Source organism: Pseudomonas brassicae (genome assembly GCF_010671725.1).
GTDB classification, from domain to species: domain Bacteria; phylum Pseudomonadota; class Gammaproteobacteria; order Pseudomonadales; family Pseudomonadaceae; genus Aquipseudomonas; species Aquipseudomonas brassicae.
This window is the reverse complement of record NZ_JAAHBU010000045.1, coordinates 1-13,853: the sequence shown is the minus strand read 5'-3', so window position 1 is coordinate 13,853 and position 13,853 is coordinate 1. Positions and strand designations below refer to the sequence as shown.

Here is a 13,853-nt window from a genome sequence, read left to right as displayed (position 1 = left end):
ACAGTGTGAATGATCGTTTTGTCATAAGGACGTAACCTTTCATAGGGTCAGGGGATAAGTAAAAAATTGCTTCACGAGCGGAATTGGGGCAAAGCCAGCTATGATCAGGCTTTGCTCATGCCTAACGTCATAACGCCATCGTTGAGAATCACTTCCAACGCCAGCTGAAAAAACGACGAAGGGTCATAAAAAACACTGCATAACGCGAATTTTTAATTCTGCCGTGTGATCAAAGCTGTTTTGCCTTGTGCAAAAAGCCCACACCCGGCGGCCCGGCACCTTTGTCAGTGCCATTCGAACGTTGCTGGAAGGCGTTCGATCAAACATCGAAAGGGCGACGCGCTTGCCCCTTCACTTATTGCTCAAGGCTTGGATTACTCATGTCGGACCGTTTCGAACTCTATCTCACCTGCCCCAAAGGCCTGGAAGGCCTGCTTGCCGAAGAAGCCCGCGGGCTTGGCCTGGAGGAGGTGCGCGAGCACACCTCGGCGATTCGCGGCGAAGCCGACATGGAAACCGCCTACCGCCTGTGCCTCTGGTCGCGCCTGGGCAACCGCGTGCTGCTGGTGCTCAAGCGCTTCACCATGAAGAACGCCGATGACCTGTACGACGGGGTCAATGCGGTCGACTGGCACGATCACCTGGACGCCACCGGCAGCCTGGCAGTCGAGTTCAGTGGGCACGGATCGGGTATCGACAACACGCACTTCGGCGCGCTGAAGGTCAAGGACGCCATTGTCGACAAGCTGCGTAACGCTGCTGGCGAACGTCCGTCGGTCGACAAGCTCAACCCCGACCTGCGCGTGCACCTGCGCCTGGAGCGTGGCGAGGCGATCCTGTCGCTGGACCTCTCCGGCCACAGCCTGCACCAGCGTGGCTACCGCTTGCAGCAGGGCGCTGCACCGCTGAAGGAAAACCTGGCCGCCGCCGTGTTGATCCGTGCTGGCTGGCCGCGCATCGCGGCCGAGGGTGGCGCGCTGGCGGACCCGATGTGCGGTGTGGGCACCTTCCTGGTGGAGGCGGCGATGATTGCCGCCGACATCGCGCCGAACCTGCGTCGTGAGCGTTGGGGCTTCAGCGCCTGGCTGGGCCACGTGCCGGCGTTGTGGCGCAAGCTGCACGACGAGGCGCGGGCGCGCGCCGAGGCCGGGCTGGCGCGTCCACCCTTGTGGATTCGCGGCTATGAAGCCGACCCAAGGCTGATCCAGCCAGGGCGCAACAACGTCGAGCGTGCAGGTCTGAGTGACTGGATCAAGATCTACCAGGGTGAAGTGGGCAGCTTCGAGCCACGCCCGGACCAGAACCAGAAGGGCCTGGTGATCTGCAACCCGCCCTATGGCGAGCGCCTGGGTGACGAGGCGAGCCTGCTGTACCTCTACCAGAATCTCGGCGAACGCCTGCGTCAGGCCTGCCTCAACTGGGAAGCGGCGGTGTTCACCGGTGCCCCGGACCTGGGCAAGCGCATGGGCATTCGCAGCCACAAGCAATACGCCTTCTGGAACGGTGCGCTGCCGTGCAAGCTGCTGCTGATCAAGGTGCAGCCCGACCAGTTCGTCACGGGTGAGCGCCGTGTGCCTGAGCGCGAGCGTGGTAGCGAGCCGGCAACGCCGGTGGTGTCTGCGGCCAGTGAGCCGGCACGCCTGAGCGAGGGCGGGCAGATGTTTGCCAACCGCCTGCAGAAGAACCTCAAGCAACTGGGCAAGTGGGCCAAGCGCGAGAACATCACCTGCTATCGCGTCTACGATGCCGACATGCCCGAGTACGCGCTGGCTATCGATCTGTACCACGACTGGGTGCACGTGCAGGAATACGCCGCACCGCGCTCGATCGATCCGGAAAAGGCCCAGGCGCGCCTGTTCGATGCCTTGGCCGCGATCCCGCAAGCGCTGAACATCGACCAGAGCCGGGTGGTGATCAAGCGCCGCGAGCGTCAGTCCGGCACCCGTCAGTATGAGCGCCAGAACAGCCAGGGGCAGTTCACCGAGGTCAGTGAAGGCGGCGTCAAGCTGCTGGTCAATCTTACCGATTACCTCGACACCGGCCTGTTCCTCGATCACCGCCCGATGCGCATGCGCATTCAGCGCGAAGCGGCGGGCAAGCGCTTCCTCAACCTGTTCTGCTATACCGCGACCGCCAGTGTGCATGCGGCCAAGGGTGGTGCGCGCAGCACCACCAGCGTCGACTTGTCCAAAACCTACCTGGACTGGGCGCGGCGCAACCTGTCGCTCAATGGCTTCTCGGACAAGAACCGCCTGGAACAGGGTGATGTGATGGCGTGGCTGCAGGCCTGCCGCGAAGCGTACGAGCTGATCTTCATCGACCCGCCGACCTTCTCCAACTCCAAGCGTATGGAAGGGGTGTTCGATGTGCAGCGCGACCATGTCGAGTTGCTCGACCTGGCGGTGGCGCGTCTGGCGCCGGGTGGCGTGCTGTACTTCTCGAACAACTTCCGCAAGTTCCAGCTCGATGAGCACCTGCTGGAGCGTTATGCGGTCGAGGAAATCACGGCCCAGACCCTGGACCCGGACTTTGCACGCAACAGCAAGATCCACCGGGCCTGGCGCATTCAGGCGCGCTGAAGTGTCGAGCAACAGGGGCGCCAGCAGCGTGGCAAGTGGCTATTATTGTAGGTAGCCGCCACGATCACTGCTGGCTGGCGTTGTGAGTTTATTTATGTCGCCGCATTCCTTGCGCCCCAACATGCTGGGTTTCATCAGCGAACAGGTCTCTGCCTGGCTGGCTGCACTGCTTGCATTGTGCGCCGGCGCGCTGCTGACCGCGCTGCTGGCCCTGGCCGCTGGCGAGCTTAACCAGCACCAGTTGCGCCAGCGTTTCGAGTTGCTGGCGTCGGAGCGTTACAGCCGCATACAGGAACGCTTGCAGGACCAGGCACAACGCCTGGATAGCCTGCGCCGTTTTTTCGTGTATGCCGATGCCATCAGCCGTGACGAGTTCGATGGCTACGCACGCCCCTTGCTGCAGCGTACCCAGGCCTTTGCCTGGGCGCCGCGGGTGCCTGGCGCCGAGCGCGATGCGTTCGAACGGCTGGCGCAGCACAGCCTGGGGCGAGGGTTCAGCATTCAGGAATTGAGCGAGCAGGGCGTGCTGCAGGTTGCACGCCCGCGAGCGCTGTACTACCCGGTGCTGTACGCTCAGGGCCAGAACAGCCAGGTCCAGCCGGTGGGCCTGGACTTGCTGTCACAGCCGGCGCGACGCGACGCATTGGCCAGGGCCACCACGCCGGGTGCACTGGCGGTGACCGCGCCGCTGGATCTGCCTGGGGTAGCCCCTGCCGACAGGCGTGGCATGGTGATGGCGACGCCGGTGTTCAGTGCCAGCCGCACCGAGGCGCAACCGCTGGGCTACGTGATTGCGGTGATCGGCATGCGTCAGTTGGTGGCCGATGGCTTGCCCGGCGCCGATCAGGACAACCTCGTGGTGCAGATTCTCGATCGCTCGGTCAGTGATCCGCAGGCGCTGCTGTTCGAGTCGGCCAACCCGCTGGCGGACTCTAGCCTCCAGGCCAGTTTTTCGCTGCACCTGGCTGACCATGACTATCAGTTGCAGATCCGCCCCAGTCACCTGTTCATGCAGGCCAACCAGTCCTCGGTGGTGCCTGCGGTGATCTTTTTCGGCGGCCTGCTCAGCCTGCTGCTCAGTGCCTTGCTGTTCAGCCTGTTCAACCAGCGGCAACGCGCCTTGGCGCTGGTCGAGCAACGCACCGCTCAATTGCGGGTCAGCGAGCAATCCCTGCGCGACACCCATGGCCAGTTGCGCAGCGTGCTGGACGCGGCGACCCAGGTGGCGATCATCGCCACCAACCTGCACGGGGTCATCAGCACCTTCAATGCCGGTGCCGAGCGCATGCTGGGCTACCGCGGCGACGAGGTGCTCGAGCGCCTGACACTCGAAGACCTGGTGCTGCCACAGGAGCTGCAGGCGCGTGCGCAGCGCATGAGCCAGCACTACGGGCGCGAGATCACCCCGGCACAGGCGATGCTCGCCGATAGCCTGACCCACAGCGACAGCGAGCCTGCCGAGTGGACCCTGCTACGCAAGGATGGCAGCCATCTGCAGGCCAACATGCTGGTGACCGCTGTGCTCGACGAGCAGGGCTTGTGGGTCGGGCACCTGGCCATCTGTATCGACGTGACCGAGCGCAAGCGTGTGCATGAGGCGCTGGCGGCCCGTGACCGGCTGCTGGAAAAGCTCAGCGCCGAGGTGCCCGGTGGCATCTATCAGTTCTTTCGCCGGGTCGATGGCAGCTCCTGCTTCAATTACGCCAGTGAAGGCTTGCGCGATATCTACGAGATCGACCTGGCGGTGCTCAAGCGCGATGCCTCAGCGGTGTTCGAACGCATTCACCCCGACGACCTGGCGCATTTTCGTGCATCGATCCGCTATTCGGCCGAGCACCAGACGCCCTGGCGCGAAGAGTACCGCGTGCAGTTGCCCGTGGCCGGCTCACGCTGGATACGCGGCGAGGCCACGCCGGAGCCAGGCCCTGACGGTGGCACGCTGTGGCATGGTTATCTCAGCGACATCTCCGACCTCAAGCGGGTCGAGGAGGAGCTGCGCGCACTGTCGGTGACCGATGCGTTGACCGGGATTCACAATCGACGCTATTTCCAGGAGCGGCTCAAGGCCGAGCTGGACCGCGCCCAGCGTGATCAGCAGGATCTGGCGGTGATCATGCTCGATATCGATCACTTCAAGCGCATCAACGACCAGTACGGGCATGCCGTGGGTGACCATGTGCTGCAGAGCCTGTGCCAGCGAATCAGCCACCGGCTGCGGCGTACCGACGTGTTCTGCCGCCTGGGTGGGGAGGAGTTCATGGTGTTGTGCCCCGGCAGCAATGCCGCACAGGCACGCACCCTGGCCCTGGAACTATGGCAGGGGCTGCGCAGCACGCCGGTGGACGGCGTGGGCTGCGTGACTGCCAGTTTCGGCGTGGCCGGCTGGCGCCCGGGGGAGGGCGCCGATGCCTTGTTGCTACGTGCCGACTCGGGGGTCTATGCGGCCAAGCAGGCCGGCCGCGACCGCGTCGAGGCAGAGCTGCGCTGAGGCTGGCTCAGGGCTGCAGGGCCGCGGTGCTGTCGGCCAGTTTTGGCTGGCGGTAGAGATCCAGCAGGACCTGGTCGAGTACCGCAGAGGCGCCCCATGGCTTGGGGTCGTTGAGAATCGCCACCACGGCCCAGGTGTTGCCGTTGCTGTCGCGGCTGAACCCGGCGATGGCGCGCACGGTGTTCAGGGTGCCGGTCTTGATGTGCGCTTCGCCGGCCATGGCGGTGCGCTTGAGGCGCTTGCGCATGGTGCCGTCCATGCCGGTCAATGGCATCGAACTGATGAACTCGGCGGAGTATGGGCTTTTCCAGGCGGCCTGCAGCAGGGTCGCCATTTCCCGTGCGCTGACGCGCTCTGCACGTGACAGGCCCGAGCCGTTTTCCATGATCAGGTGCGGTGCGGTAATGCCTTTTTTCGCCAGCCACTGGCGTACCACGCGCTGCGCGGCACGGGCGTCGTCGCCGTCGGCGTCAGTGCGGTACTGCGCGCCCAGGCTCAGGAACAACTGCTGGGCCATGGTGTTGTTGCTGTACTTGTTGATGTCGCGAATGACTTCGACCAGGTCGGGCGAGAAGGCGCGGGCCAGCAGGCGTGCACTCTTGGGCACTTCGGCGACGCGGTCGGCGCCTGGATACGCCCACCCAGCTCGTTCCAGATGGCGCGCACGGCACCGGCAGCATAGGCCTGGTGGTCGAGCAGTGACAGGTAGGTCTGGGAGTTGCAGCCTTCGGCCAGCTGGCCGCTGACCACCACGCTCACGCCATCGGCCTGGGTCACCGGGTTATAGCGTACTTCGCCCTTGCACTGGGTGCCTGGCATGGCCTTGACCTGGTTGTCGATGCGGATGCTGGCAATCGGCGGCTCGACCGACACCAGTACCTTGCCGCCATCGTTGCGGGCCACGAAGCGCAAGGCCTTGAGGTTGACCAGCAGCGAGTCTGGCTTGACCAGGAATGGCTTGTTCTCGTCGCCGCCATCGTCGTTGAACTGCGGCAGTTGCGGCTGCACGAAATGGCTGCGGTCCAGCACCAGGTCGCCGCTGATGGTCTGCACGCCATTGGCGCGCAGGTCACGCATCAACAGCCAGAGCTTTTCCATGTTGAGCTTGGGGTCGCCGCCGCCCTTGAGGTACAGGTTGCCGTTGAGGGTGCCGTTGCTCAGGGTGCCATCGGTGTAGAACTCGGTTTTCCACTGGTGGGTAGGGCCGAGCATTTCCAGGGCGGCGTAGGTGGTAACCAGTTTCATGGTCGAGGCCGGGTTTACCGACACATCGGCGTTGAACACGGTCGCGGTGCCAGGACCGTTGAGCGGCAGCATCACCAGCGACAGCGCGTTGTCCTGCAGCTTGTTGGTGCGCAGCGCCTGCTGCACCTTGGGCGAGAGGGTGGTGTTGACGGGAGCGGCGTGGGCCGGCATGGCCAGTGGCAGGAACAGGCCGGCGAACAGCAGTGAACGTAGAGAATTGGTCATTTGCACTGAAACCCTGCAGGCGAGGGGTGAAAAAAACCAGAGCGCAATAGGGTGACGGCCCCGGTATGGAAAAATATAGCGCGCATTATGCACCACGCATGGCGCCGATGGGCCGAACAATGCCTGTTGGTGCGGCGATTTGTCGGGTTTTATTCAGGCAGCTTCGCGGCGGAACTGGTAAAGTGCCGCGCGTTATTACTTAAGAGGATTGTTTCATGGCGACTAACCGTTCCCGCCGTCTGCGCAAAAAACTGTGTGTAGGCGAATTCCAGGAGCTGGGTTTTGAATTGAACCTGGAGTTCAAGGAAGACCTGTCTGAAGAAGCCATTGACGCCTTCCTCGACGCATTCCTGGACGACGCCATGGATGCCAACGGCCTGGATTATGTCGGTGGCGAGGATTACGGCCTGGTGTGCAAAGCCGAGCGCGGTTCGGTCACCGAGGAGCAGCGCGCTACCGTAGAAGCCTGGTTGAAGGCTCGCAGTGAAGTGACCAAGGTCGTAGTCAGCGAGTTGCTGGATGCCTGGTACCCAGAGAAGCCGATCAATTCGGCCAACTGATACCTCGCCAGACGCAGCCCTCGCGGCTGCCGTTTTTGTTTCAGCTGTTCGGTGGCCGCTGCGCGACACCGGCAATGTGTCGAGGGTACGCAGCAACGCCTGTTCCACCCGTGCCATCGCCGCCAGCACCTGGCGCTTGCGACGTCTGAGCACCGGTTCCGCTGCCAATGCCTCGCAGGCCTCCTCCAGCCGTTCACACGCATGCATCAGTGCCTGCGCCTGTACCATCCGCGCTACCCCAAGCACTTTGTGCGCTGCGTCCCTGAGCACCTCGGGCGAGCCGTGGGTGTCGGCGTCAAGCAACTGCTGGCGATCAGCCGGGCCACAGCTGAGCAATTGTTCGAGCAGCCGGCGCAGCTCGTCGGGATCGTTGCCGATGATTGGCTCCAGCCCCAGCAGGTCGATCAGTTGCGCCTCGGCCGGTGGCGTTTCGGCCTTGGGCAACGGTACCTCGTTCAGGCGCTGGCTGAGCTCGTGCAGGCTGATGGGCTTGAGCAGGCAATCGTCCATGCCGGCCAGCCGGCAACGTTCCAGCACCTCTGGCTGGGCATTGGCGGTGTAGGCCAGGATGGTGCAGGGTGCACGGCCCAACTGGCGTTCTTCTTCGCGCACCGCCTTGGCCAGTTGGTAGCCGTCCATCTGCGGCATGTTGCAATCCACGATCAGAATGTCGAAAGGTTCCTGGCGCCAGGCCTGCAGCGCGCTCATGCCGGTGTCGGCATTGGTGTGGCGCACCCCCAGGTAGTCCAGTTGCTGGCCCATCAGCAGCAGGTTGGCGGGGTGGTCATCGACCACCAGCACGTTGACCTGGGGCGCTGGCAGCGTCACCTGTACCGGCTCGAGGATTTTCTCGCAGGTGGCGAGCCCGGTCAGCGGCATGCTGATGCGCACCTCGGTGCCCAGGCCCGGGGCACTGTGCAGCGTGAGTTGCCCACCCATCATGGCGCACAGGTTGCGGCTGATAACCAGGCCCAGGCCCGTGCCGCTGCGCGCCAGGCTGCTGTCGGGCGACACCTGGGCAAACGGTTGGAACAGGCGCTGCTGGTCTGCCTGGCTGACGCCAACGCCCGTATCGTGTACCGACAATGTCAGGTTCAGCGCCTCGGCCCCGCCTGCCGGCTGCAGTGCCAGTTCGACACGCACCTGGCCCTGCTCGGTGAACTTGATGGCGTTGCTGACCAGGTTGGAGACGATCTGCTTGAAACGCAGTGGATCGAGCAGCACGTCGCGGTGCGCGCTGGCATCGATGGCCAGGCTCAGGTTCAGGTTCTTCTGGCGCGCCAGGCCTTCGAACACCCGACCTACCGACTCCACCAGCTCGCCCAGATGGGTACGCTGCGGGTGCAGGCTCATGCGCCCGGACTCGATGCGGGCGATGTCGAGAATATCGCCGATCAGCACCAGCAGGTCCCGCGCCGAGCCGTAGGCGACTTCGATCGCAGGACGGTCCAGGTGTCCTGCATCGGCGCGCTTGAGGGCCAGCTCCAGCATGCCGATCACGGCATTCATCGGGGTACGGATTTCGTGGCTCATGGTTGCCAGGAAGGTGCTCTTGGCGCGGTTGGCATCGTCGGCCTGCTCCTTGGCCAGGCGCAGGTCCTGGATCAGTTGGCGGCGATCGCTGATATCCAGCCAGCCGCCATGATGCCTTGCACTTCACCCAGCGAGTCGCGGTACGGCAGTACCCAGTGGTAGATGGTCAGCTCGCGGTTCTTCAGCATCAGGGGGCGGTCGACGATCAGCGGCAGGCCCTCGTTCATCACCTGCTGGTAGTCGGCCTGGATCTGCTGCGCGTTGTTGGTGGCGGCCAGCGGGGCCTCTTGCAGTGACTTGCCGAGTACCTCTTCGGGGCGCGCTTCCACGGCTTGCAGATAGCTTTCGTTACAGCTTTGCAGCAGCCCGTGGCGGTCGCGCACGTAGATTGGATGCGGGGTGCCGTTGACCAGTGCACGCATGAACTCCAGCTGGTCGCTCAGGGCACGCTCGACCTGCTCGCGTTGCTTGATCTGGCGCCGCATCCAGCCGTTCCAGGCCAGCGACAGCACCAGCAGCAGGCAGGTGCCGAGCACCATCTGGATGATGAAGCGCTGATGGGTCTGCCAGTACGAACTGGACTCGCCACTGAAATCGCGCCAGCGGCTGTTGATCACGCTCATCTCCTGGGGCGCAATGCTCAGCAGGGCCTTGTCGAGGATCGAGGTGAGTTCGTGCGCGTCACGTGGCGTGGCCATCGAGAAGGTCGCCGGCGCATCGCCGATGGTGGCGCGGATGGCGATCTGTTGCTGGGTGGTGAGGTTGAAGTTGGCATTGACCAGCGACATGACCATGCCGTCCACCTGGCGCTGTGCGAGCAGCGCGGCAGAGGCTGCGGTGCTTTCGGTCTCGACCAGCTGGATATCGCTGTAGCGCTGGCGCAGGCCCTCGTTGAGCGTGTTGCCACGGGTCACGGCCATGCGCTTGCCTTGCAACTGGCGCAACGAGGCTGGCTGCCCTTCACTGGTACGGGTGACCAGCACATAGGCGCTTTCGAGATAGGGGCGGCTGATGCTCAGGGTGGACTCGCGCTGAGCACTGGGGGAAATCGCGGCAATCACATCGGCATGGCCGTGCTCGAGCTGGTCGATCATGTCGCTGATCCCGCTGCTGCGCTGGACATCGAAGCGCAGCCCGGTGCGCAGCCGAATCAGTTCGAGCAGGTCGGCCGCGATGCCGCGCAGGTTGCCGGCGCTGTCGTAGAACGTCAGCGGTGCGGCGTTTTCATTGACCACCACGCGTACCACCGGGTGCGCAGCCAGCCAGCGCGCTTCGCGTGGCGACAGTTGCAGTTTGCGGTCCGACAGCAGAATCCCGTCGCCTGCCCCCCAGCGTTGGAAAATGCTGGTGCGCATGGCGCTGGTGACAGCGTCGAGGGTGGCATTGACCAGCTCCAGCAGCGGGCCGTTGTCGGCGCGCAGGGCAAAGCTGAAGCCGACCGGTTCGTGCTTGCCGAAGTTGGCCATCTTGAGGTTTTTTACATAACCCTGGTTGATCTGGTAGTGCGTCGACAGGGTATCGCCGAGAAACACGTCCGCCTGGTCGAATGCCACCGCATTAAGGGCATTGTGGTAGGAACTGTAGGTCTGCACCCGGGCCTTGGGGTAGGTGGCGCGCACTTCGGCCAGCGGCAGGTAGTGGGCGACCATGCTCACACGCAACCCCTCAAGGCCTGTGTCCAGCGCGCGGGCTTCGTTTTCGCGGGTCACCAGCACCGGCTGATCGTCGGCATAGGCGCGTGACAGGGCGATGCCGGCGCGGGCGGCATCGTAGCCATTGGCACTGCCCAGCAGGTCGATGTGGCCATCGAGCAGCGCCTGCAGGGCCTGGTCGCGGCTGGCATAGCGCTTGACCAGGACCGGCCGCTGCAGGGTGTTGCCGATCAGGCCGGCGTAGTCGGCGGTCAGGCCTTCGTAGTCGCGGCCACTGGCGGTCATGTCGAACGGGGCGTAGTCGGGGGCCGAGGTGCCCAGTATCAACGCCGGGCGACCCTGCAGCCAGTCGGCCTGGGCCGGTGTCATGGACACCGCCATCGGGGTCGCCCCGCTGCGGCTGAGCAATCTGTAGGGCAGGGCGTCGAGGCTGGCGGCACGGGCGGTGAGGCTCAGGCATGCACCCGCCAGCAGCAGGCAGAGGACGCGCCAGCGCTTGCCGGAGCGCACGCTCATACCAGCGCGTTGCGCTTGGCCATCTCGATCAGCTCGACCAGCGAACTGGCCTTGAGCTTCTGCATCAGCCGTTTCTTGTAAGTACTGACGGTCTTGTTGCTGAGGAACATGCCGGATGCAATCTCCTTGTTGCTTCGGCCCTGGGCAAACAATTGCAATACCATCAGCTCGCGATCGTTGACGGTCTTGAACAGGTCCATCTCGGTGGCGCTGCCGTCGGGCTGGCGCAATGGATTGATTGCCTGGCTGGGGAAATAGTTATACCCGGACAATACCGCCTTGACCGCACTGAGCAACTCGCTCAGGTCTTCCTGTTTGCAGACATAACCGCAGGCCCCGGACAACATGCAGCGGGTGGCGAACAGCACCGGCGATTGTGCAGTGAGCACCAGTACCTTGGAGCGCGACGACATGCTGTTGAAGCGCGACAGCACTTCCAGCCCGTCCAGCTTGGGTATGCCGATGTCCAGAATGATCAGGTCGGGCGGCGATTCACGCGTCAGTTGCATCGCATCGACGCCATTGTCGGATTCGCCGACGATTCGATAGCCTTCATTCTCCAACAGCATGCGTACCGCCAGGCGAATGACGGGATGATCGTCGACAATTAATACTGAGTGCATACTCACCTTCCAGGTCGGGGGCCATATAGAAGCGGCACCTTAGCCCAGATAGAAGGCGGGCACGTAAGTGGAGGCGGGCTCAAACTTGATATGGGAAAATTCCCACATTAAGTTGCGTATCCGGCTACAAAAAGTTTGAGAGTTGAAACTAATTGATTCGAGTTTGTGCACTATCAAGTGCTCGGCAACTCTCACGCTACTGGCGTGAAAGTTGCTGTTTCGAGGTGTATTGCCTATCAGGTCGGGCTGGTACGCCCGGTCATTTCCCTGGCCATTTCGCTGGCGTAGCTGTCGGTCATGCCGGCGATGAAGTCGATCATGCGCAGAAACGCGCTGTGCAGCGAGCTGGACGGGTCTGGCGCATTGTTGCCCAGCAGGTCGAGGATGCGCCGATGCTTGAACGACGGGGTGCGTCCGCCATGCTGTTCCAGCGCTGCACCGCAGAAGGCATTGAGCAGGATCTCCAGCGTGGTGTAGGCGCCGATCTCGTGCAGGGTCTTGCGCTTGTCCTGGAAGATCTTCTTGCGCGCCATGTCCTTGGCCTGCAGCACGCAGCGCTTGGCCGGGCCATGCATATGCTCGACCAGGTCACCTTGCAGGGTGCCGGCCAGCAGCGCCGGCTGCTGTTCGACGAACGCCCGTGCGGCGGCATTGGTCAGGTGCTCGATGGCCTTGCCGCGCAAGATCGCCAGCTTGCGTCGGCGCGAATCGCCAGGGCCCAGCTGGCGATAGGTCTGCGGCAGGTCGTCGCCCACCAGGCCGAGCAGCAGTGCTTCGACCTCGGCGTAGTCGAGCAACTCCATTTCCAGGCCGTCTTCCAGGTCGATCAGGGCATAGCAGATGTCGTCGGCGGCCTCCATCAGGTACACCAGCGGGTGGCGTGCCCAGCGCTGGGGTTCGAGCTGCGGCATGCCCAGTTTGCGGGCAATCTGTTCAAGCAGTGGCAGCTCGCTCTGGTAGCAGCCGAACTTGTGCTTCTTGTAGCCCAGGGCATCGGCATGGCGGGCGGTCCAGGGGTACTTGAGGTAGGTGCCCAGGGTGGCATAGGTCAGGCGCGTGCCACCATCGAACTGGTGGTACTCCAGTTGGGTGAGCACGCGAAAGCCCTGGGCGTTGCCTTCGAAGTTGAGGAAGTCGCCGCGTTCGGCATCGCTCATCGCGTCGAGCCAGCCGCGCCCGGCCGCCTGCTGGAACCAGTGACGTATGGCGTCTTCGCCGGAGTGGCCGAAGGGCGGGTTGCCGATGTCATGGGCCAGGCAGGCCGATTGCACGACCATGCCCAGGTCGCTGGGGGCACACCAGTCCGGCAGGCTCTCGCGCAGGGTCTCGCCAACGCGCATGCCCAGCGAACGCCCCACGCAGCTGACTTCCAGCGAGTGGGTCAGGCGGGTATGGATATGGTCGTTGCTGGTCACCGGGTGCACCTGGGTCTTGCGCCCCAGGCGGCGGAAGGCACCCGAGAAGATGATCCGGTCGTGGTCCTTGTGAAACGGGCTGCGCCCCAGTTCTTCGGGGCTGTGCAGGGTTTTGCCGAGGCGTTCGCGGGTAAGCAGGGTGTGCCAGTCCAAGGCCGGTTCTCCAGTGCGGGGCTGGCGCCTAGCTTCCCGTGTCGCAGCGCTGGCCGCAAGCCTCAAAGACCCTCGGCATCCAGGTCGATCAGCAACAGGCGCTGGCCATCATCGAAAAACTGCCCCGCCGTCAGGCAGTACTGGTTGGTGGTGGCGTCGCGGTAGGTACTGGAGAGTATCAGCCGGCGCTCATCCCAGCCTTCGGCCAGCAGGTGGTAGAAGTAGGGGCGCCATGACCAGTTGTGGCCCAGATAGCCTGCATCCACCTGCCAGCGCTGTTCGCGCCATTCCAGGTTGGGGGTGAGCTGAGTGCCATGGCGGTCGCAGAGAAAAAAGCGCAGTACCCACGGATAGGCTGCCAGGCACGGCAGTTGCTCCAGCGGTGCCTGGGCCAGTGCCCAGGCCTGCAGCACCGGCATCAGCCCGCTCAGTTGCTGGCGGCGCTGCATCAGGCGCGCTCGTTCTGCCAGCTTGGCCTGTACGTAGCGCTGGCGCAGTTCGCCGAAGTACGCGACAAACGCATCGCCTGCGAAGAACCCGGCCTGGGCCTGGGCGAACAGATGGCCTTGGAGGTAGCGTGCGCCGCACTCCAGGGCAAAATTGAGCTCGGCGTCGGTCTCGACGCCTTCAGCGATGATCCAGCAGCCGGTTTTTTCCGCCATCTGTGCCAGCGCCTTGACCACCTCGCTGCTCGGCCCGCCGCGTGCGGCCGCCTGAAACAGGCGCATGTCGAGCTTGAGGATATCGGGCTGCAGCGCCAGTACCCGGTCCAGTTGCGAGTAACCGGCGCCGAAATCATCGATGGCGATGCGTGCGCCGGCGTGCCGGTAGCGCGCCACGACGTCGGCCAGGCGCTGCAGGTCG

The 13,853-nt window shown here is 63.8% G+C and carries 6 protein-coding genes and 2 pseudogenes; 3 read left to right on the top strand and 5 right to left on the bottom strand.

All coding sequences use genetic code 11. The features are described 5' to 3' along the window. Positions 1-380 precede the first annotated feature (380 nt). Positions 381-2,579, top strand: a complete 2,199-nt coding sequence (gene rlmKL / locus G3436_RS04245; protein WP_163941665.1) for a bifunctional 23S rRNA (guanine(2069)-N(7))-methyltransferase RlmK/23S rRNA (guanine(2445)-N(2))-methyltransferase RlmL — start codon at positions 381-383, stop codon at positions 2,577-2,579. A 94-nt stretch (positions 2,580-2,673) separates the two neighbouring features. Further along, the gene (locus tag G3436_RS04240; RefSeq protein WP_163941662.1) at positions 2,674-5,067 is read left to right on the top strand and encodes a sensor domain-containing diguanylate cyclase; all 2,394 of its coding nucleotides are present in this window, start codon (positions 2,674-2,676) and stop codon (positions 5,065-5,067) included. Positions 5,068-5,074: 7 nt separating this feature from the next. Here the strand turns inward: G3436_RS04240 and dacB are convergent. Continuing rightward, positions 5,075-6,384 (bottom strand): annotated as a pseudogene (gene dacB, locus G3436_RS04235) (D-alanyl-D-alanine carboxypeptidase/D-alanyl-D-alanine endopeptidase). 368 nt (positions 6,385-6,752) lie between these two features. On the opposite strand from dacB, the gene G3436_RS04230 reads away from it, so the two are divergent. Further along, complete coding sequence (locus G3436_RS04230) at positions 6,753-7,097, top strand: YggL 50S ribosome-binding family protein (protein WP_163941727.1); 345 nt, start codon at positions 6,753-6,755, stop codon at positions 7,095-7,097. Positions 7,098-7,178: 81 nt separating this feature from the next. On the opposite strand, the pseudogene G3436_RS28730 reads toward G3436_RS04230, so the two are convergent. From G3436_RS28730 to G3436_RS04210, 4 genes and pseudogenes are all read right to left on the bottom strand, one after another. Then, a pseudogene (locus G3436_RS28730) lies at positions 7,179-10,798 on the bottom strand (transporter substrate-binding domain-containing protein); the annotation flags it as partial. After that, positions 10,795-11,421: a response regulator transcription factor gene (locus tag G3436_RS04220; protein WP_163941659.1), complete on the bottom strand. Its 627-nt coding sequence runs from the start codon at positions 11,419-11,421 to the stop codon at positions 10,795-10,797. The gene G3436_RS04220 and the pseudogene G3436_RS28730, both read right to left, overlap by 4 nt. A 236-nt stretch (positions 11,422-11,657) precedes the next feature. After that, complete coding sequence (locus G3436_RS04215; protein WP_163941656.1) at positions 11,658-12,989, bottom strand: deoxyguanosinetriphosphate triphosphohydrolase; 1,332 nt, start codon at positions 12,987-12,989, stop codon at positions 11,658-11,660. 62 nt (positions 12,990-13,051) lie between these two features. Next, on the bottom strand, positions 13,052-13,853 hold an 802-nt coding region (locus G3436_RS04210), incomplete at its 5' end, for an EAL domain-containing protein (RefSeq protein ID WP_163941653.1).

Bases quoted from the DNA above. Each gene is read 5' to 3' on its own strand.
- rlmKL (WP_163941665.1), top strand. From the start codon at position 381: ATGTCGGACCGTTTCGAACTCTATCTCACCTGCCCCAAAGGCCTGGAA.
- G3436_RS04240 (WP_163941662.1), top strand. From the start codon at position 2,674: ATGTCGCCGCATTCCTTGCGCCCCAACATGCTGGGTTTCATCAGCGAA.
- G3436_RS04230 (WP_163941727.1), top strand. From the start codon at position 6,753: ATGGCGACTAACCGTTCCCGCCGTCTGCGCAAAAAACTGTGTGTAGGC.
- G3436_RS04220 (WP_163941659.1), bottom strand. From the start codon at position 11,421: ATGCACTCAGTATTAATTGTCGACGATCATCCCGTCATTCGCCTGGCG.